We start from the raw sequence: 19735 nt of genomic DNA, 5'->3' as shown, positions 1-19735 counted from the left end.
TAGGTGCCAGCTGTAGTGGGTGTTCCCGAAATCGTAAAGGTACTTCCTGAGAAAGAACCCGTGACTCCTGGTGGCAAATCTGCCGCTGGAACCGATCCAGAAGTCGCTACTGTAGAAGAGGTATAAGTAATAGAAGGTATCGCTATTCCTACACAAACCGTTTCTAATGAAGAAGAAGCTGTGACCGTACAAGTACAATGATCAATGACAACGGTCGTGGTCGTTGAGTACAAAGGACAATCAGCGGTGGCTGCAAGATCATATTTTACCGTGTAAGTACCCACCGTACTGCCAAAACCAGTAATAGCACCTGTTGTAGCATCGATAATCAATCCTGCAGGTGTGGCAGAATAAGTCCCTCCTAAAGTTAAACCAGTATTGGTAATTGGTTGCGGGGCAACGACGTTATCGCAATACGGACTTGCACTATAAGATATCGAACCTGAAGGCGCTGGAATAACATTCAAATTAAATGATTTGACGATTACGCAATCTGAAGAAATCTCATGAACTCTTACATAAATGGTAGCCGTGGTAGATGAAATGGAATACGTAGCTAAATCGGCATCCGGTATAAGCCCAGTTGGAAGACCATAAAAAGCTTCACCTCCGGCATTCGTATCGTAATAAGCAATCTCGTAATCCACGAGATTGGTTAGCGTGGAAGTAATTAAACTAGTCTGATTGATGTTGAACTGATTTGGCCCCGTAGATGAACCACATACATTCAGGTCTAAAGGTTGCGCAGCCGGAATTGCTGGCAAAATAACAATCGTAATATCATCTGTACCCAAAAGACATCCGCCGGGCGTGTATTCCTCTAAAGTATAAACCCCGCTTGAGGACACTGCCAAATCCGGAGTCGTTTCCGAAGGAAGCAAGCCTCCGTCTTTATACCATTTAAAAGTATTGCCGCCGGGAGTAATTCCTGAATTGATGGTTGCCCCTTGTCCATTGCATAAGGTAATGGTATTACCAAAAAGACCTCCGCTTACAGAAAGCTCCATGGGTTTTATCCTAAAACCTTTTAAAAAAACCGCCGAATCTAAAAGATCATCAGCGATATTCCCAACAGCTAATTTGATATGATACGTTTGTCCGCATTGCAAATTTGCTTTTGCTGTAAGAACAGTAGTAAAACCGTCATATTCGACCGTCGGCACAGTTGATGTGTTTGGGTTTACCCCAGTGGGTGAATTATTAATATAATAAGCACAATTACTACAAGTTCCGTTATTGTTAGGTCCGTTATTCACCGAATTAATAGTAATCGGAATATTGGTAGAAGGAATAAGTGCAATATTTTTAGCACCTCCTGCATATGGCCCTGTAATCCCTGGCCCTCGCAAGAAAAACCCAAAAGCATCATTGATACTATTGACATAACCCGCATACTCTTCTGATGCAAAAACAAAGTCAAAATTTAATTCCAATCCTGTAGCCACAAAATCGAATTCCAATACCGCACAACTTCCTATTGTATTGCCTGACAATAAAGCCAAATCTGGATCGGATGCGGCGGCTGTAGGAGAAATAATCTGACAAGTATTTGTATCATTATGAAAATTATTAGGCCCTAAAGCATATATCGCTTTACCCGTTGTTAAAAGCAAACCTTGCGACAAACCCAAATTAGTAGCGTTAAAATTCGTGCTAAATTTTGCAGCCTGATCCCGAACAACATTGGCTGTCCCAGAAGCACCATTAAACATGATATTAGTGGGCACAACGCTAGAATCTACTAAAACATTTTGCACCAATTGCGCAGGAGTTTGCGTATTGGTCACTATGAGCTGGGCACGAACTAAACCACTTGTAATGAGCAGTAATAAATAAAGTATTTTTTTCTTCATCCTAACAAAATAAACGCACAAAAGTTAAATAAATGCTTAATTGCCCAAATATAAATAAATGCTCAAAATATCTTTGTTAAATTTGCACGAAATACAACATTATGACTAAAATCACCATAAAAGAAACGCAAAATCCTACCATTCTAAAGTTCGAGTTTCCGGATTTCATCACCCAGAACCAAAGTTTCGAATTCAAAAATATCGATGAAGCCAAAAATTCCCCTTTGGCGCAACAGTTGTTTTACCTGCCTTTCGTAAAATCCGTTTACATTTCAGGCAATTTCATCGCCATCGAACGTTACAGCATAGTCGAATGGAACGATGTCCAGGAAGCTGTCGCCGAACAAATCGAAAACTTCGTCAACCAAGGCGGTGTGATCATCAAAGCTGACGAAACCCAAACCCAAAAACAACCCGTAACCGTTTATGGCGAAACCACGCCCAATCCGGCCACGCTGAAGTTTGTCGTCAATAAAATGGTCACCAAAAACGCCATCGAATTCAAAAACATCGACGAAACCCAACCTTCGCCGCTCGCCAAAGAACTGTTCAATTTCCCTTATGTCAAAGAGATTTTCATCGACGAGAATTATATTTCCGTCAGCAAATACGAAAGCTACGACTGGAACGACATCACGCTCGAACTGCGCTCGTTCATCAAACTTTACATCGAAAACGGCGGCACGGTGCTCGACGAGAATTTCATCGCAACGCCCAAAATCGAAAAACAGAAAATCGAGAATTTCGACAACCTCGACACGACTTCACAGCAAATCATCAACATCCTCGAAGAATACGTAAAACCAGCTGTGGCGGCCGATGGCGGAAACATTCTGTTCGATTCTTACGACGAAAAAGAAAAACGCGTCAAAGTCATTCTGCAAGGCGCCTGCAATGGTTGTCCATCGTCGACGTTCACTTTAAAAAGTGGCATCGAGAACATGCTCAAAGACATGCTCCACGACGAAAACATCAAAGTCGAAGCGCTCAACGGCTAACCGAAAAACAAAAATCCATACCTTTAAGCGTTTCATTTTTTGAAGCGCTTTTTTATTAGAAGCTATTCCCGCTTTCCACTAAATCTTTTGCGTCGAACGCCGCCGCAAAAGGATACCGTTGCAATCGGGGCTAAAAACGAATGGGTTTCATAAGAATAATTTTCAAAAAAAACAGCAAAATGTTTGGAACACGGATCACGCCGATCAAACAGATTCACACGGATTTAATCCAAGTAAATTTAAAAATCCATTAATCAAGAAATCAGCGAAAACCCGCGTCATCCGACAAATCCGCGTGCCATAAACCAATCATCCCATGAACGAATTATCCCAAGAATCCAGTCCATACTTATTACAGCACGCCCAAAATCCCGTACACTGGAAAGCCTGGAATGCGAGAACATTATCCGAAGCCAAAACCAGCAACCAACTGCTCATCGTCAGCATTGGTTATTCCGCTTGTCATTGGTGCCACGTCATGGAACACGAAAGCTTCGAAGACGAAGAAGTCGCAAAAACCATGAACGCCCATTTCACAAGCATCAAAGTCGATCGCGAAGAACGCCCCGATGTCGATGCTGTTTATATGAAAGCCATTCAAATCATGACCGGACGCGGCGGCTGGCCACTCAATATCGTAGCACTTCCCGACGGCAGACCAGTTTGGGGCGGCACTTATTTCCGCAAAAACGAATGGATTAACTCACTCGAACAGTTGCAGGAATTGTATCAAACGCAACCTGAAAAAATGATCGAATATGCTGAGAAACTTCAGGCCGGACTAGAAAGCCTTTCAATCATTCCCGAATCTAAAATTGAAATATCGCAAGATTTGATTATACCGTTAATCGAAAAATGGAAGAAAAGTTTCGATCCCGATTTCGGCGGTATGGCACGCGCACCTAAATTTATGATGCCCAACAATTACGCTTTTCTGATGCGTTACGCCCATCAAAATAATGATCAGGAATTGCTTGATTTCGTAGACTTGACTTTAACCAAAATGGCTTATGGCGGATTATTCGACACCGTTGATGGTGGTTTTTCACGCTATTCCGTCGACATCAAATGGCACGTGCCGCATTTCGAAAAGATGCTGTATGACAATGGCCAACTCGTATCGCTTTATGCCGACGCTTACAAACGAACCAAAAATCCACTGTATCAAGAAGTCATTGAAAAAACGCTGCGGTTTGTTTCCAAAGAATGGCTGACCGACGAAGGTGCTTTCTACAGCGCGCTCGATGCCGACAGTCTGAATCCCGAACAAAAACTTGAAGAAGGCGCGTTCTATGTCTGGACAGAAACCGAACTAAAAGCCATACTTCAAGAAGATTTCGATTTGTTCAGAATCGTTTTCAACATCAATCCTTTCGGGCATTGGGAACACGACAATTATGTTTTGATTCAAAGCCAATCGCTTGAAGCTATCGCGCAGCAAAATCAAATCAGCGTCGCCGAATTGCAAACCAAAAAGCAACAATGGGAGAAAAAACTCTATGAATTCCGCGAACAACGCAGCAAACCGCGCCTCGATGACAAATGCCTGACTTCATGGAATGCGTTAATGCTGAAAGGTTTTGTCGACGCGTACAAAGCTTTGCAAGACAAACAATATTTGGAAACAGCGCTTCAAAACGCTAAGTTCATCATCAAAAAACTTTGGGCTTCCGAAGGAAATTTGTGGCACAGTTATAAAAACAACCAGCCCAGCATCAATGGTTTTTTAGAAGATTATGCGGCGGTCATCGACGCTTTTATCGCGCTTTACGAAGTGACTTTTGATGAGCAATGGCTCGGTTATTCCAAACAACTCACGGATTATAGTCTTGACCATTTTTATGAGGAGAACAGTTCGTTTTTCACTTTCAAATCTGATTTGGACGAAGCTTTAATTTCACAACATTATGAAACGGAAGACAATGTGGTTCCGGCTTCCAACTCGATGATGGAGAAGAATCTTTATAAACTGAGCGTTTATTTCAATCATTCCTTTTATGAAAAAATAAGCACTGCAATGATTCACAAAATCATCCCGAATATTGACTATCCGTCGGCTTTTTCGAATTGGCTCGATGCTTTTCTGAACCTGTCGCCACAACAAAAAGAATTCGCCATCTGCGCAAAAGAAGCTTTAGGATTTAGTGCTAAATTGTATCAGGAATATTGCCCGAATGTAGTTGTTGCAGGAACAACGGTATATAGTTCATTACCGTTTCTAACAGATCGTTTTATAGAAGACAAAAACCTGTTTTACGTTTGCCAGAATAAAACCTGTCATTTACCCGTAGAGGATTTTGAAACAGCATGGAAAGATTTAATTCGCTAAAAACAAATCATTTGCTTTTTTTTGTAAATTTGAGAGATAACCAACAAAAACACACATTATGGGACTAGGATCATTCTTTAAAAATTTATTCGGATCTTCTGAAAAAGCTGCCGGTCAGGCCACAGAAAAAGCCAATGATTTTGTAGACAGCGCAGTAGAGAAAGCCAAAGAAGCTGCCGCTCCGCTGATGGAAAAAGCTGAAGAATATGCAGAAAAGGCCAAAGAAAAAGCCAGCCAATATTCTGAACAGGCGGGCGATGTGGTAGAAAACATCATTGAAACCGTCAAAGAAAAAGCGGCGCCAATCGTAGACAAAGCCGAAGAATACCTCGAGGAAGCCAAAGAAAAAATTTCTGAAACGGTAGAAACCGCGAAAGATAAAGTCAATAATCTAATTGATGATGGCTCAGAAGATGCGAAGGAAACTGTTGAAAAAACGGCCAACAGAATCGAAGAAGATGCCGATTAAATCTTAAAAAAAACTATTTTTGCATAGGAATTTACCTTCTCAATTTTGGGAAGGTTTTTTATTATTTTTAAAATGAAATTACGAATAGACCTCATCGACCAATACGCCAACAACTTCACTAAAGTACTAATTGATTACGCACCCAAACTGATTGCAGCGCTTTTGCTACTAGTGGTCGGGATTTGGGCCATCCGTTTCATCACATCGGTTTCAAGGAAAATCATGGTGCGACGGGAAGTGGAACCTACTTTAGTGGAATTCCTCTCGGATATCATTTTTTGGGGATTGAGGATTCTGCTGTTTATTGCAGTGATTTCTAAATTGGGGATTGAATCTTCTTCATTCCTTACCATTCTTGGAGCCGCAGGATTGGCCATTGGTTTATCCTTACAGGGTTCGTTGTCTAACTTTGCGGGTGGCATGCTGATTATTTTTTTCAAGCCTTTCAAGCTTGGCGATACCATTGAGGCTCAAGGTGTATCAGGAACGGTAATCGATATTCAAATTTTTGTGACCCAATTATTAACGGCTAACAATCAGGTTATTTTTGTTCCGAACGGTGCGTTATCCAACGGGACCATCATTAATTTTTCGCAGCAACAAACACGTCGGACTGATCTGACTATGGGCATTTCGTATGACACGAACATCAAGGAAGCCAAAGACCTTATCACAGGAATTCTAGATGCTAACCCGAAAATTTTAGACCATCCAACGGCTTCGGTTACGGTAAAAGAATTAACGGATTCCGGAATCAAAATAGCGATTCGCGTTTGGGTCAAAAATGAAGATTTTGGTGATGTCACTTCAGCTATTTTGGAAGATTGCAAAACTGCTTTTGATGAAGCTAAAATTAATTATCAACCTTTTGTTAGAGAAACTTCAAGATAAAACCAAAAAAGCTATATTAGCTTCTTAATTTTAAAATCAAAGCCATGATAAAACCAATTATTGCCTTTATTTGCATCTTATTCTTATCTGTTTCCTGTTATGCTCAGGATGGAGGATTAACCGTAGGGTATGGTTACCGAATGAATTATCGTATCGCAGGTTTAGATCAGTTTTCTGGAGTCAAACCAATAGGATCTCCTTATCTCAATGTAATGTTTTCACCCGCTATGGTTGATGGTATTCCCGCAAAAGTAAACATGCGATATAATGCTTGCTTTGATGCCATGGAATTCATAAGCCCTAAAAATGACACTTTAGCTTTGGATAAAATTCCTGACTTCAGTAACATTACCTTTCTTAGCGCTAATAAAAAATACAAATTGGTCACCTACAATAACGCAGAAAAATCGCACCAAGGGTATCTGATCGAACTTTACCAAAAAGCCAATTATACTTTATTTAAAAGAGAATGGATTTCTTTTTATCCGGGTAAAAAAGCCAAGACTTCTCTAGAAAGGGATATGCCAGCAAGGTTTAGTAAAGAAAATGACCAGTACTACTTAAAAGATACCAACGGATATATCACCGATTTTCCTGAATCGAAGAAACAGCTTGCCAAATTATTTCCGGACAAGAAAGAAGCGATTGAAAAATTTGTAAAAGAAAACAAAATTGATTTTGAAACCGACCGCACTAAAATCATTGACTTTTTAGCGCAGTAAGTTACTTCTTTGGCGCTGTGGTCATAAAGTCTTTCAGATAATAAGGCTCAAAATAAGCGACATCGACGGTGTCGTTTTTTTTGTATTTATCATAGCTCAAAGCACCCATTTCGCTGGCTGAAGGATAAATAACATCTTCTTTAAAGATGAAGTTGGGTTTGGTCAAAACCGCTTTGGCTTTTTCAAAACTATCTCCGACAAAATACACGGGCTTTTCCAGATTAGCAAAAGAATCCTCAGTGATAATCTCCGCCTGCGTTGCTCTTATTTTTTGATATTGCGCATCGAAAATCGCGCTGTACACTTCCATTCTTCTCGCATCGATCATCGGAATAATGAAACCTTCCGAAATCTGGAGTTTCCTGGTTAAAACCTCTAAAGTATCCACTGCAATCATCGGAATGTTCAGCGCATAACACAAACCTTTAGCCGCGGAAATCCCGATGCGTAATCCGGTGTAAGAACCCGGTCCTTGGCTTACGGCAACCGCATTCAAATCAGAATATTTCAGTTGCAATTCGAGCAGCAATTCCTCAATGAACACATGCAATTTCTCAGCATGCGAATAACCGGATTCGGCAACTTCTTTGCATAGTAATGTATTGCCGTCTTTTGCTATCGATACCGAACAGTTCTTTGTCGAGGTTTCAATGTTGAGGATGTAAGCCATTACTTTTTAGGTTCTGCGGGATTGGTTTTGGAGGCAATTTTTACTTTATCGCCAGAATTCAAATCTTTAGTAACGGTGGTGTATGGTCCGATAATAATAACATCGCCTTTTTGGATGCCTTCAGTAACTTCTATGTTGGTGTCGTCCTGGATTCCGGTTTTGATGATTCTGATTTTAGATTTGTCGCCGACTTTGACAAAGACACATTCGTATTTTTTATCGCTTTTTGGTTTGACTTTATTGTCCTCATCATTCGGTTCTTCAATCTCAGGTTTTTTCACCGCTGAAGTATCGGACTTCACCACAACAGCACTAATCGGAATGGCAAGAACATTCTCTTTTCTAGTAGTAATGATATCCACCGTTGCGGTCATTCCGGGTCTGAAAGGCGAGTAAGTTACAGGTTTTCCAGCCAATAAATCCTGATATGATTCTTTTAAGATTCTGACTTTCACTTTAAAATTCGTCACCTGATCCGCTGTCAAAGTCGTGCTCGCAGAATTTGAAATGCTCGTCACGATGCCTTTGAATTTCTTTTTCAGGTAAGCATCGACTTCAACATTCGCAGAATCGCCAACGTTGATTTTGACGATGTCATTTTCATTCACATCGACTTCCACTTCCATATTATTGAGGTTCGCGACGCGCAAAATTTCGGTTCCGGTCATTTGCTGCGTTCCTAAAACACGCTCGCCCAATTCAACGTTCAGCATTGAAATCGTTCCGTCAGCCGGAGCATAAATGGTAGTTCTTCCTAAGTTGTCTTTGGCTTCATTGACCGTTGCCGAAGCGCTTTGCACGTTATAATATGCCGATTGCTTGTTGGCTTTCGCGCCTTCAAAAGCTGAAACTGCTTTATCCCAATCTGATTTTGAAATGATGCCTTTATCAAACAACGTCTTGCTGCGCTCATAATTCGATTTGGCTTCCTTAAATGATGCATCGGCTTGGCCCAAACCTGCTTTGGTCTGTGACAAACCCGCAACCGTTCTGTTATATCCGGAAGTATACAAATCGGGATTAATCTTCACTAACAAATCGCCTTTTTTAACCACTTGCCCTTCTTTGACTGGCAACGCTATGATTTCGCCCGACACTTCAGAGGAAATTTTGACTTCTATTTCAGGTTGGATTTTTCCCGTGGCGGAAACGGTTTCCACAATCGTCATCGTATCGGCTTTGGCGACTTCCACTTCCGTCATGGCTTCTTTGTTCCCAATGACGCCTGTTTTAGAAAGGATAATCAATACCGCAATCAGTAGCACGGCTGCTCCAATTAAATAATAGGTTGTTTTTTTTGACATGACTTTACTTTATTTGATAATCTGAATTCCAAAATAGAATTCAACAATTTTAGTTTTAAAAATATAATCGTATTTCGTGCGCAACACTTCAGATTGTGCGTTGGCGAAAAGGCTTTGGGACTGGTTGAAATCGAAAGCGTTCATCATACCGACGGCGTATCTTTCCTTGGCATAATTGAATGCTCCTTCTCGTGCTTCAAGTGCAGATTGCGCCGCTTCATAAGCATTGTAAGCACCTTTGGCATCGGTATAGGCCTGAAAAACGTTGCGCTCTAAATCAAGTTGGCTTTGTGACAGGGCATTTTTGCTGCGCTCTAAGGCTACTTTGGAACGCAAAACACCGTTTCTTGCCGAAAACCCATTCAATATCGGAACATTGAGTTGTAATCCGAAGTTGTGTCCTTTGTTGTCGCTGAATTGGTTGAAAAATGGCGCCGGATTCCCATAACCAATGAAGTTTCCTGAAGCGTCAAAATTAGGAACGTCAGCATAAGAAATCCTGGTGTTGAATCTGTAAAACCCTTGCAAAGTCGGTTGGTAAGCGCCTCTTGAAATCTGCACATCTTTCTCAGCGATTTCGAGGTTGGTTTTGGCGATCTTCACTTCCACACGCTGTTCGCTTGCTTTTTGGTAAATGGCTTCAGGCGTCTGGAACATCACTTCGCTTTGCTTGGCGTCGTAATCGGCATCAGCAATATCGAAGTTTCTGAAATCTTCTAATTGTAGCAATTGCGCCAAACTCAATTTAGAAATGAGCAAAGTGTTTTCAGCATTGATAACGCGTTGTTTGTCGCCGGCTACCGTAGCTTTGATATCCAACAAATCGCCTCTTGGAATCGAACCTGCATTCACCAATTCCTGAGTACGCTCCAATTGTTTCTGATTGATGGCTAATTGTTCGTTCTGGACTTTAATATTTTCAATGTTGAACAGAATCTGCAAATACGAATTGGCCACGTTGAGTGAAATATCGTCGCGCATTTTAGACAACTGGTATTGTGCCGCCACTACAGAAAGTTTGGCTTTTCTCAGGTTGTTCTGGTTTTGAAGTCCTTTGTAAATATCAATTCCTGCATCCAAACCGGCTGAAGTAAATTGTGTCGTCTCGTTCTCAAGGGCGTTGGTGACGATATTCGTATTCAGACCGATATTCCACGAATGTGAAGCGCTGGCATTGATGCTCGGCAAGAAACTTCCCAATGCACTGCTTTTGCCGATTTGTGCCGTCTGCGTATCGAGTTCGGATTGTTTGATCGTGATGTTGTGTTCTAATGCGTAACGCACACAGTCTTCCAACGTCCATTTTTTTGCTTGTGAGTGCGAGGACAAGCCAAGCATCAAAAGGAAAGTAACGTAAAATATTTTCTTCATGGTTTGTCTGATGAAAGTGTTACAAAGGTACAGTACAATTTTGATTTCTGACCTTACTTTTTTTTCAAAAATAACGCTGCAGTGCTGCGAATCATATAAAAGTACTGAACCTGAAACCGGTTAGACTGAGGCGTATATTTTTTGTTACACATCGCGTGGAAATAATATCGGTTTGCTTAATTTTACGGGCAACTAATCCTTTCAAAATGCGCACATTCTTCGGCTTTGTTTTATTCCTTTCGTTTTCGATATTGCTTTTTTCGGGCTGCGGCACAACGCAAAAAATTGAAGCTTTAAAACCCGAACCGGACGACGCTTCGCCTTTACTTTACGACAACGCAACTTCGTACATCAACATTCCGGTGAAAATCAAGCTCAAGGATATCGAAAACCAGACGAACAAAGTCCTGACAGGATTGATTTATGAAGACAACAACATCACTGACGATGATCTTGAGATGAAAATCTGGAAACTCGCGCCGATCACTTTAGAGAACCTCAATGGCAAAATCAAAACTGTGCTTCCTTTGAAGGCTTATGTGAAATACCGTATCGGCACGAATAAACTGGGCATCGATTTATACAACACCAAAGAATTCAATTTCAATGGCAATGTGACTTTGCTGAGCGACATTCATTTAACGAACTGGAAACTCAGCACCGATACCGAATTCAAATCATTGGACTGGAATGAAAGCCCGAGCGTGACTGTTTTCGGAAAAGCCGTTCCGATTACTTATTTGATTAACCCGACGATTGCTTTATTCAAAACCAAAATTGAGAAAAGCATTGATGCCGCGATTGCCAAATCGATGGATTTCAAACCGAATGTACTCGACGCTTTGGAGAAAATCTGCACGCCGTTCCAGATGAATGAAAGTTATGAAAGCTGGTTGCGCATCGTGCCGCAGGAATTGTATACGACCGACGCCAAACTTCAGAAGGAATCAATTGCTTTCGAAATGGGATTGAAATGTATGATGGAAACTTTGATCGGGCAAAAACCACAAAGCCAATTCGACCGCAATAAAATCATCCTGAAACCGGTGCTCAAAATGCCTGAACACGTCACGGCGAATATCGTTGCGGTTTCGACTTACGAACAGGCTTCCAAGATTATGAGCAAGAATTTTTCCGGGCAGGAATTCGGTTCAGGCAGTAAAAAAGTCACCGTTCAGAATGTTTCCATCTGGCACAAAAACAACAAGATGATCATTGCGCTTGACGTTTTGGGAAGTGTTAATGGCAGGATTTACCTAAGCGGTTTTCCACAATATAACGATGCGACTAAAGAAGTCTATTTTGACGATTTGAATTATGTGCTCGACACCAAAAGCAGATTGCTTAAAACCGCGAATTGGCTCGCTCAAGGTTATGTTTTGAAGAAAATCCAGCAGAGTTGCCGCTATTCGATCCAGCCGAATCTGGATGAAGGCAAATCGAGCATGCAAAAATACCTGAAGAATTATGCGCCGATGCCGGGTGTTTTTGTCAATGGCGCTTTGAAAGACATTCAATTCCAGCGCATGCAACTGACCAACAAAGCCATCATCGCTTTCATAAGAGTCGATGGTGATGTCTCAGTTTCAGTGGATGGTTTTTAAGAATTTTGTTTTTTCTTGCTGTACATTCTGTAAATGAAAATCCCAATCAGTGCCACAAGAATGTACGGAATCATCATCAGATAAACGATGCCATCGTTGACCGCGGCGGCTTTTTTGACGTTACCTTCTCCTTCGAGCGCGGCGCGGCACATGGCACATTGGGCATTCGTGGCAACAGAAAAGAAGTAAAAAACCAGCAGCAGAAAAGTTCGCTTCACGGCATGCTTTGCAGATTCGAAGTCCCCTATTTGATGGTTAGTTGACATAATACGGCGCGATCATCAAATACACAATAACTCCAGTCACAGCTACATACAACCAAATCGGGAAAGTGATTTTTGCGATTTTTTTATGGTGGTCAAAACGTTCCGCTAAAGCTCTGACGTAAGTAATCAATACCAACGGAATTACGGCAATGGATAATAAAATATGCGAAATCAGCAAAAAGAAATACACATAACGAATCATGCCTTCACCACCAAATTTTGTTGAATCTGCGGTCATGTGGTAAGCAACATACATCACGAGAAACATCACCGAAAGCGCAATGGCAGTGGTCATCAGTTTTTCGTGTAGTTTGCGGTTGCCGTTTTTGATCGCTCTAACAGCGGCAATAAGTACAACGGCTGTAATTCCGTTGATTGTGGCGTAAATCGGCGGCAGGAAAGTCAGCGGTTCCGCTTTAATCCCAAAATCCTTGAGCTTGACGCTGAATAAGACAGCAACCACGACCGGAATCAGTATCGAAACCGCGATGATGAATTTATTGAATTTTTTCTCGATGGTATTTTCCTGCACCAAAATCGGTTGATCTTCTGTAAAATTATTCTCCATTATTCTTTTAGTAAAATTGCTATGTCTTGCTGAATGGCTTTCACGCCGCTTTTTTCGAGGCCATCATAATATAAAATCGGATTGTTGTATTCGTCTTTTCTGCAGCGGATATTTCCGTTTTTATCAATTAGAGCGAACAAACCTGAATGTTCAAACCCACCGTTGACTTTGCTGTTTTCGCCTGCATACAGATTGAAACCTTTGTTGGCCAGATCATAAATATATTTCTTGTCACCCGTCAGGAAATGCCAGTTCGACGATTTTACGCCCAAAGTTTCCGCATGCGCTTTAAGCACTTGGGCCGTGTCGTGTTCCGGATCGATTGTAATTGAGACGATGCCAAAATTCGGATTGCCAAAAAACTGGTTCTGGATTTCAAGCATGCTTCTATTCATGATCGGACAAATGGATGGGCAGGTTGAAAAGAAAAATTCCAACACATAGACTTTGCCTTTATAATCGGCATTGCTGATTTTTTTGCCGTTCTGATCGGTCAATTCGAATTGTGGCGCGGGGCCGATTTTCTGCAATTTCCCGTTGGTTTTTTGATTTCCGGTTACCTGATCAAGTCGCTCGCCTTTGACCACATCACCATTTTGAATGCGGCTAATGATTTTAGGAACGGCGTAAATCCCGAACAGTAAGATGATGAACGAAATTCCGATATAAGATTTGTTCTTAAGCATGCTGGTTGAATTTATATTTGTCGGTCAGCGTTGTTTCTTTTGAGCGCCAGACGGTATTCGGCTAAAATCACTTTGACATCGTCGGTCATTTCGTTGTATAAATCCGACGGCGATGCGGCGTTGTAGCCTTCTTTGTATTCGTCCTTGTCTTTGCGACCGCGCAGGTTTCGTTTCTTATCGATGATGTAGACATTGGTAGTTCCAAAATACTCGTCCAGTTTACCTTTGAGTTTTAACGAATTGTAGAACGTCTGGATTTCATCGGTCGGCGCGAATACAAACAACCATTTTGAGGTGTCGGTGAGGTCGTGCAATCCGTTGAGGATCTCTTTGACCTGATCTTGCGTTCCTTCAGGCGCGACCATCACAAACTGAAAATCTTTGAATTCGCGGTTTTTGTTATAAATCTTTTGGTTGAGATTGAAATAGTTGCCTTTGTTTTTAAGGAGGTCATTTCCTGTAAAACCCAAAATGGTGATTTTTTTATTGAGCGTTACCGGTTGTCCGTCGAGCGATTGCCAGTGTCCTATATCCGGAATGTTCTTAGTGACCGTCGGCAGGAACATAAAACTGTTGACTCCGGTAGCAAAGAAAAGATAGGCGACGATAGGAAAGATGAAAAGGATAAAAAGAACCAGATTTTTTTTCATGGTGCAGCATTGGATTTAACCAGTACAAAAATAAAAAAAGGCACGCAATGCGCACCCTTTTTTGTGAATTAATATGTTGTTAAAAATTCCATTTGATCGTGGAAGATTTAAATACCTCGAAAATGTAATTGGCTTCAATCAACAAAATGAAAAGCAAATAAATCACCAGAAAAATCACCGGTGAAACTACTGCCCATCTCAAGCTTGATTTTTCGCCTTCCATGTGCATGAACGCCCAAACAATGTAATAGGCTTTGAAAAGTGTTAAGATATAGAATACCCAATTCAACAAGTTCATTCCTAAGACATGGGTCATATGCAATGCATCTGGTTTCATAATCCCTAGGAAAACCTCAACGATGGTGACGGCTGATAATAATCCGAAAACAAACCAGATTCTTTTTGTATTTGATACGTGCTCGTGTGACATAATGATAACTTAAAAATTAAACAAGATAGAATACGGTAAATACGAATACCCAAACCAAATCTACGAAGTGCCAGTACAATCCGACTTTCTCCACCATTTCGTAAGTTCTTCTCTTATCGTAAGTACCTAAAAGCACGTTGAAGAAAATAATCACGTTGATGATGACTCCAGAAAATACGTGGAAACCGTGGAAACCTGTAATGAAGAAAAAGAAATCTGCAAACAATTTACTTCCGTATTCGTTTCTTTTGAGGTTGGCGCCTTCCACTACTAAATGTGCGTTGGCCAATCTGATTTCTGATTCGGCTCTTGTCAATATTGTTTTGTGTTTGTGTTTGCTCAAAGCGTGGTCGATTTTTGGATCGGCTTTCGTGGCTGCGTCATCTTCATAAATCACTTCGGTTCTCACCAAAATTTCCGGATGCGCTTTAAAACCTGCTTGTACTTCAGCAACTGAATACGTTGGCAAAGTTGGCTCGTCCATAAACCATCTTCCTTTGTTGCGCTCCAATTGCTCTCTTTCTTCAGGAAGCGTGGCAGCAAAATCTTCTAATTTGACTCTTTTCCCCGTGTTGTCAACGAATTGCAACAAGCTTCCGCCTTTGGTTTCAATCGCACCATATTCGCCGTGGATGAAGTTCTTCCATTCCCAAGCTTGCGATCCGACGAAGATTAAACCTCCGATAATCGTTAAGAACATGTAGAAAGCGACTTTGCTTCTGTTCATATGATGTCCGGCATCTACCGCCAAAACCATGGTTACAGAAGAAAAGATCAGAATAAAAGTCATTAACGCTACATAATACATCGGTGCCGAAACGCCGTGCATGAATGGGAAGTGTGTAAATACTTCATCGGCTAAAGGCCATGTTTCGATAAATTTAAATCTAGAAAAACCATAAGCGGCCAAAAATCCTGAGAAAGTCAAGGCATCTGATACGATAAAAAACCACATCATTAATTTACCGTAACTCGCTCCCAATGGCTCATTTCCGCCACCCCAAGTTTTTTCTTCGCTGTTTGCAGTAGTAACTGTCGCTCCCATAAAGTTAATCGTTAAAAAGTTCCCAAATTTACATTTTTTTCTTATTTAAAGAAATATAAAAACAAAAACAAATAGACCCACAATAAATCCAGAAAATGCCAGTACATCGCACCTAGCTCTATTCCAAGGGTTTGGGTCGCATTGTATTTTTGTTTAAAATGATTATAAATTATAATTAAAAGTGAAATCAAACCTCCTGCAAGGTGCGCCAAATGCACGACTGTTACTACATAAAGAAACGTGGTCGTGATGTTGCTCGCACTTCCTGTGAAATAGTATCCTTGCGCCACAATCTGGCCGAAACCCATAAACTGGAAAATCACGAACAAAATCCCAAGCGCTAATGTACCTAAAAGATATGAAGTCGTGGCACTTCTGTTGTCTTTCTGTATCGATTTTTTGGCAAGGTGAAACGTCACGCTGCAACCAATGATCACGGCGGTGCTGAAATAGAACGCCATCGGCAACTGGAAATTCTTCAACCAGTCCGCTCTTGCCTTACTCACCACGAAGGCGCTGGTCAATCCTGCAAACATCATCGTCATACTCAGCATGGCGAACAACAGCAGGAGTTTATACGATCTCTCATTTCTGGCTTTTTCTTCGGCCACGGTTAATTTATCTGGTGTCATTATCGTAAGAATTTATCAATGATATATACAATTTGTAACAAGGTAATGTAGGAAACACTGACCAGCATGAGCGTTCTGGCTGCTTTGGTCGTGCGTGTTTTATAAAGCTGGATCGCGTAATACAACATCCACAATCCTAAAAAGAAAATCACCACAGCGCTGATCGGGCTGATGAAAAAATCTCCGGTATAGCCCAAAACCGGTAGCAAAGAAGCAATCATCAACCAAATGGTGTAAAGGATAATCTGCAAAGCGGTCGATTTGTCTTTCTTCCCTGAAGGCAACATAAAAAATCCGGCTTTCGCATAATCGTCGTGCAAGAACCAGCCAATCGCCCAGAAATGCGGAAACTGCCAGAAAAACTGGATCAGGAACAATGTTCCGGCTTCAATGCCAAAATTTCCGGTAGCGGCAACCCAGCCCAGCATAAACGGAATCGCCCCCGGAAAAGCACCTACAAACACCGACAAGGGCGTCATGGTTTTCAATGGTGTATAAACACTGGTGTATAAAAAAATCGAAATCGCGCCGAACATCGCAGTCTTCGGATTGATTGTGTATAAAATTGCAATGCCCAGAATGGTCAGTAAAGTGGCGATGATCAAAGCGGTGGTAACGGTCATTCTTCCCGAAGGCACCGGACGGTTTTTCGTGCGATCCATTAAAGCGTCAAGATCTTTCTCAATGACCTGATTGTAAGCATTTGAGGCACCAACCATGCAATAGCCACCGATGGCAAGCTTCAATAATACCACCCAAAAACCATGTTGAAAATCGACCACGCCCAACATAAAACCCGCCAACGACGAAAACACCACACTGACCGCTAATCGCGCTTTGGTGATTTCTAAAAAATCGGTGGTCATGACCTTGAGGGAAAACGTATTTGCGGTTGCGTTCAATGCGTGTAGGGTTGTATTTTTCAAAACTCCTGCAAATGTACTTTATCGAAAAGGATTTGACAAAAAACAAAGCATAAAAAACGGCATCGCTTCTTTGGTTTTTTAGGAGCGATTTCCTGCTGTTCGTTTTATCTTTTGCGTCGAACCCCGACGCAAAAGGATGCTCACTACCATCAGGGCTATGACTAGCGGCTAATAATCATAATACCAGTTGAAAATGTCGCAACGCAATCCCAAAGAAAACCAAGTCGTGCTTTCTTTAAAGGCCGAAGCGGTTTCCTGCGTCGGATCGAAATTCCTGTAGATTAAGCTTCCGAAAAGTTTGAGGTTGGTCTGCGGATTCACAAGATAACCTGCCTGTACATCGGCGATCATAATCGTAGTTTTATTTCCTTGCCCCACAGTGACGTTGGTTTCGTAAGGTTTTCCGTCATTATAGTTTAAGTAAATATTCCCTCCATAATTATAAGTGTCCGCTGCCGTGTTAAAGTCAAGACCACGCACACCATAAGTCAGTTTCGCATCGGCAAAATACCGCCCTTTATGGTAACGCGCCATGAAAATCATTTCCCTGAAATTGCCGCCCCATTGATGCCCGACGTTCTGGTTCGCGTGTCCGTAATTCGTGAGTGGATCGCTGTGGGAATACACATAAGGTCTTACGTGGTTGTATTCTACCTGAAGTAACAAATTCTCTACATTGAACGCATTGAAATATTTCACGCCCAACTGATATCCGTATTTGTTCTTCCAGCTTTTGTTGGCTTTCTTCACTTCTGCGAGCGAAAATTCATCCAATAAGAATTGTCCGTAAAGATTGATCTGGTTGTTCCATTTGTATTTGTAAGTCAGTCCCAAAAGCGCGTTTCCGGTTCTTGCCGAAGAAGCAAATTCGACGGAACGGTAAAAAACAATCGGGTTGAAAAAACTCATATCGAATCCTCGCCCGTTCGTGTTAGCCCAGATGACGGATTCAAACAAACCAATGTTCAGACGCTTGGTCGCGTTCCAGCTCAGGTAATGGTTCGCCATATATTTGGTCGCATAGGTTTTTTCGCCAATGGCTTCCGAACGAATATCTTTCAAAAACATGTAAGTATTGGTATACTTAATTTTCCAGAAACTCGTGTTGATTTTAAAAAACGGATAAGGACTCACGCCATCGGTTGTAATCAGCGAACGGTATCCATCGCCAATGAAATTCCTTCCATAGCCGGCCTGAAAAGTAAATATTTTGCTTGGTGAATAAGTGATGTAAGCTTCCGCCATCGACATATCGTAGGCGTCTTTCTTGAATCGTTTTGCAATCCCAATTCCGGGAATTACGGCCGGATCGCCTAGATCGGAAGTTGGTCCGTAAGGTTTGATGGATTCTGAATAACGGTTATAATAATCTGCGAATCGTCCTTGGCTTTCAAAAATAGTGGTCGTGAATGTCACTTGTCTTCCTAAGCCACCCTGAAATTGAATCCCGCGCGTATTGAGGTAAGTGTATTTGGCTTCGCTAGGACTGCTTTTTCCCATTTCGAGATCAAAAATCGGATTGAACGCAAACCAATAACCGTCGCCCTGAATCTCTACCAGATTTTCATTAAACAATTTCCTGCCCCACCAGCCTTTTTTATCTTTTTGCAATTGCTCATTGGCTTTCCGGAAATCATAATACTTGGCTACATCAGCATAAGTGTATGGCTTTATAGCTGTATGGTTGTTGGTTCCGAGTTGGTTCATCGCAGCGTCAAAATGCGCGTAATAACTGTGCGAGAACGGAATGCTTAAACTACTTTCAAATTTCGGATTGTTGAATTTATGGTACGCGACATTATCGTATTCCGTAAGTTCTTTATCTTGGTTTTTGGTGTAATTCCGGGCTTCTAAAATTCGGATTTCTTCATTTTCCTTAGCCACATCAGCCGCACTTTTTAAAGGAATGGCAATCTTAATCGTATATTTCGCATAGGTTGGCTTTCCATTATATGTGGCCGGTTCTATTTTAGGCAACTGACCGAAAACGCGTTTCACTTCCTGCGACAAACGGTCTTCATTACTGTCGATATAAAGCGTTTTAAAAACACCTTCATTATTGACCTCAAAAAGCACGATGATGCTTCCTTTATAATTAGCGGTTTTCAAATCTTCAGGAACCTGAAAATGGTTGTATACAAAATCCTGCACCTGATTGTTGAAACAACTTTCCAACTGCTGGTATTGAAGGCTTTTACATTCCGGAAAAACAGGAAACTGTTCAACATTGGAAACAGTGCTTTGGGCAGCCGTAATCCAGCATCCGAAAACGAAAAACAATAAAGAAAATATCTTTTTCATGAAATGATTAATTAGGATAG

The 19735-nt window shown here is 41.4% G+C and carries 19 protein-coding genes; 6 read left to right on the top strand and 13 right to left on the bottom strand.

Annotation, left to right across the window (positions count from 1 at the left end; translation table 11 throughout):
- Positions 1–1853 (bottom strand): choice-of-anchor L domain-containing protein (locus Q0058_RS06720; protein ID WP_298222158.1); only part of this gene is annotated, 1853 nt, incomplete at its 3' end.
- Between the two features lie 101 nt (positions 1854–1954).
- Between Q0058_RS06720 and Q0058_RS06715 the strand changes: the two genes are divergently transcribed.
- From Q0058_RS06715 to Q0058_RS06695, 5 genes are all read left to right on the top strand, one after another.
- Positions 1955–2851: a NifU family protein gene (locus Q0058_RS06715; RefSeq protein WP_298222157.1), complete on the top strand. Its 897-nt coding sequence runs from the start codon at positions 1955–1957 to the stop codon at positions 2849–2851.
- Between the two features lie 316 nt (positions 2852–3167).
- The gene (locus tag Q0058_RS06710) at positions 3168–5180 is read left to right on the top strand and encodes a thioredoxin domain-containing protein (protein ID WP_298222156.1); all 2013 of its coding nucleotides are present in this window, start codon (positions 3168–3170) and stop codon (positions 5178–5180) included.
- 58 nt (positions 5181–5238) lie between these two features.
- Positions 5239–5649 carry a hypothetical protein gene (locus tag Q0058_RS06705; RefSeq protein WP_298222154.1) on the top strand — a complete coding sequence of 137 codons (411 nt, stop codon included), beginning with the start codon at positions 5239–5241 and terminating at the stop codon, positions 5647–5649.
- Between the two features lie 72 nt (positions 5650–5721).
- Positions 5722–6540 carry a mechanosensitive ion channel domain-containing protein gene (locus Q0058_RS06700; RefSeq protein WP_298222153.1) on the top strand — a complete coding sequence of 273 codons (819 nt, stop codon included), beginning with the start codon at positions 5722–5724 and terminating at the stop codon, positions 6538–6540.
- Positions 6541–6584: 44 nt separating this feature from the next.
- On the top strand, positions 6585–7262 hold the full coding sequence (locus Q0058_RS06695) for a hypothetical protein (RefSeq protein WP_298222152.1): 678 nt from the start codon (positions 6585–6587) through the stop codon (positions 7260–7262).
- Position 7263: 1 nt separating this feature from the next.
- Here Q0058_RS06695 and tsaB read toward each other — a convergent pair whose 3' ends face one another.
- The 3 genes from tsaB to Q0058_RS06680 are packed head-to-tail and all read right to left on the bottom strand — an operon-like array spanning position 7264 to position 10607.
- The gene (tsaB, locus tag Q0058_RS06690) at positions 7264–7932 is read right to left on the bottom strand and encodes a tRNA (adenosine(37)-N6)-threonylcarbamoyltransferase complex dimerization subunit type 1 TsaB (protein WP_298222151.1); all 669 of its coding nucleotides are present in this window, start codon (positions 7930–7932) and stop codon (positions 7264–7266) included.
- A complete protein-coding gene (locus tag Q0058_RS06685) occupies positions 7932–9236 on the bottom strand; it encodes an efflux RND transporter periplasmic adaptor subunit (protein WP_298222150.1) in 1305 nt (434 codons plus the stop codon). Before Q0058_RS06685 ends, tsaB begins: the two co-directional genes overlap by 1 nt.
- A 9-nt stretch (positions 9237–9245) precedes the next feature.
- On the bottom strand, positions 9246–10607 hold the full coding sequence (locus tag Q0058_RS06680) for a TolC family protein (RefSeq protein ID WP_298222149.1): 1362 nt from the start codon (positions 10605–10607) through the stop codon (positions 9246–9248).
- 206 nt (positions 10608–10813) lie between these two features.
- Between Q0058_RS06680 and Q0058_RS06675 the strand changes: the two genes are divergently transcribed.
- Entirely contained in the window at positions 10814–12211 is a 1398-nt protein-coding gene (locus Q0058_RS06675; RefSeq protein ID WP_298222148.1) for a DUF4403 family protein, read from the top strand.
- Here Q0058_RS06675 and Q0058_RS06670 read toward each other — a convergent pair.
- The 9 genes from Q0058_RS06670 to Q0058_RS06630 all read right to left on the bottom strand — a co-directional run bounded on the left by Q0058_RS06670 (position 12208) and on the right by Q0058_RS06630 (position 19715).
- On the bottom strand, positions 12208–12429 hold the full coding sequence (locus Q0058_RS06670) for a hypothetical protein (RefSeq protein ID WP_298222147.1): 222 nt from the start codon (positions 12427–12429) through the stop codon (positions 12208–12210). The two genes, Q0058_RS06675 and Q0058_RS06670, sit on opposite strands and share 4 nt — an antisense overlap.
- Positions 12430–12466: 37 nt before the next feature.
- Complete coding sequence (locus Q0058_RS06665; RefSeq protein WP_298222164.1) at positions 12467–13009, bottom strand: DUF420 domain-containing protein; 543 nt, start codon at positions 13007–13009, stop codon at positions 12467–12469.
- 35 nt (positions 13010–13044) lie between these two features.
- A complete protein-coding gene (locus tag Q0058_RS06660; protein WP_298222146.1) occupies positions 13045–13731 on the bottom strand; it encodes an SCO family protein in 687 nt (228 codons plus the stop codon).
- An 11-nt stretch (positions 13732–13742) separates the two neighbouring features.
- The gene (locus Q0058_RS06655) at positions 13743–14381 is read right to left on the bottom strand and encodes a hypothetical protein (protein WP_298222145.1); all 639 of its coding nucleotides are present in this window, start codon (positions 14379–14381) and stop codon (positions 13743–13745) included.
- 79 nt (positions 14382–14460) lie between these two features.
- Complete coding sequence (locus tag Q0058_RS06650; protein ID WP_298222144.1) at positions 14461–14811, bottom strand: cytochrome C oxidase subunit IV family protein; 351 nt, start codon at positions 14809–14811, stop codon at positions 14461–14463.
- A gap of 16 nt (positions 14812–14827) precedes the next feature.
- Positions 14828–15856 (bottom strand): cytochrome c oxidase subunit 3, encoded by a 1029-nt coding sequence (locus Q0058_RS06645; RefSeq protein ID WP_298222143.1) that lies wholly within the window; start codon positions 15854–15856, stop codon positions 14828–14830.
- Between the two features lie 41 nt (positions 15857–15897).
- Positions 15898–16488, bottom strand: coding sequence for a cytochrome c oxidase subunit 3 (locus Q0058_RS06640; RefSeq protein WP_298222142.1), 591 nt, complete (start codon positions 16486–16488; stop codon positions 15898–15900).
- Complete coding sequence (gene cyoE, locus Q0058_RS06635) at positions 16488–17390, bottom strand: heme o synthase (protein ID WP_298222140.1); 903 nt, start codon at positions 17388–17390, stop codon at positions 16488–16490. Before cyoE ends, Q0058_RS06640 begins: the two co-directional genes overlap by 1 nt.
- A 192-nt stretch (positions 17391–17582) precedes the next feature.
- Complete coding sequence (locus tag Q0058_RS06630) at positions 17583–19715, bottom strand: energy transducer TonB (RefSeq protein WP_298222138.1); 2133 nt, start codon at positions 19713–19715, stop codon at positions 17583–17585.
- Positions 19716–19735: the final 20 nt, after the last annotated feature.

This window comes from Flavobacterium sp. (assembly GCF_027484705.1).
In the GTDB taxonomy this organism is placed as follows: Bacteria; Bacteroidota; Bacteroidia; order Flavobacteriales; family Flavobacteriaceae; genus Flavobacterium.
Note: the sequence above shows the minus strand (reverse complement) of the source record. Positions and strands in the feature narration are given on the sequence as shown.

Bases quoted from the DNA above. Each gene is read 5' to 3' on its own strand.
- Q0058_RS06685 (WP_298222150.1), bottom strand. From the start codon at position 9,236: ATGTCAAAAAAAACAACCTATTATTTAATTGGAGCAGCCGTGCTACTG.
- Q0058_RS06680 (WP_298222149.1), bottom strand. From the start codon at position 10,607: ATGAAGAAAATATTTTACGTTACTTTCCTTTTGATGCTTGGCTTGTCC.
- Q0058_RS06710 (WP_298222156.1), top strand. From the start codon at position 3,168: ATGAACGAATTATCCCAAGAATCCAGTCCATACTTATTACAGCACGCC.
- Q0058_RS06700 (WP_298222153.1), top strand. From the start codon at position 5,722: ATGAAATTACGAATAGACCTCATCGACCAATACGCCAACAACTTCACT.
- Q0058_RS06640 (WP_298222142.1), bottom strand. From the start codon at position 16,488: ATGACACCAGATAAATTAACCGTGGCCGAAGAAAAAGCCAGAAATGAG.
- Q0058_RS06630 (WP_298222138.1), bottom strand. From the start codon at position 19,715: ATGAAAAAGATATTTTCTTTATTGTTTTTCGTTTTCGGATGCTGGATT.
- Q0058_RS06650 (WP_298222144.1), bottom strand. From the start codon at position 14,811: ATGTCACACGAGCACGTATCAAATACAAAAAGAATCTGGTTTGTTTTC.
- Q0058_RS06705 (WP_298222154.1), top strand. From the start codon at position 5,239: ATGGGACTAGGATCATTCTTTAAAAATTTATTCGGATCTTCTGAAAAA.
- Q0058_RS06715 (WP_298222157.1), top strand. From the start codon at position 1,955: ATGACTAAAATCACCATAAAAGAAACGCAAAATCCTACCATTCTAAAG.
- tsaB (WP_298222151.1), bottom strand. From the start codon at position 7,932: ATGGCTTACATCCTCAACATTGAAACCTCGACAAAGAACTGTTCGGTA.
- Q0058_RS06695 (WP_298222152.1), top strand. From the start codon at position 6,585: ATGATAAAACCAATTATTGCCTTTATTTGCATCTTATTCTTATCTGTT.
- Q0058_RS06655 (WP_298222145.1), bottom strand. From the start codon at position 14,381: ATGAAAAAAAATCTGGTTCTTTTTATCCTTTTCATCTTTCCTATCGTC.
- Q0058_RS06660 (WP_298222146.1), bottom strand. From the start codon at position 13,731: ATGCTTAAGAACAAATCTTATATCGGAATTTCGTTCATCATCTTACTG.
- Q0058_RS06675 (WP_298222148.1), top strand. From the start codon at position 10,814: ATGCGCACATTCTTCGGCTTTGTTTTATTCCTTTCGTTTTCGATATTG.
- Q0058_RS06645 (WP_298222143.1), bottom strand. From the start codon at position 15,856: ATGGGAGCGACAGTTACTACTGCAAACAGCGAAGAAAAAACTTGGGGT.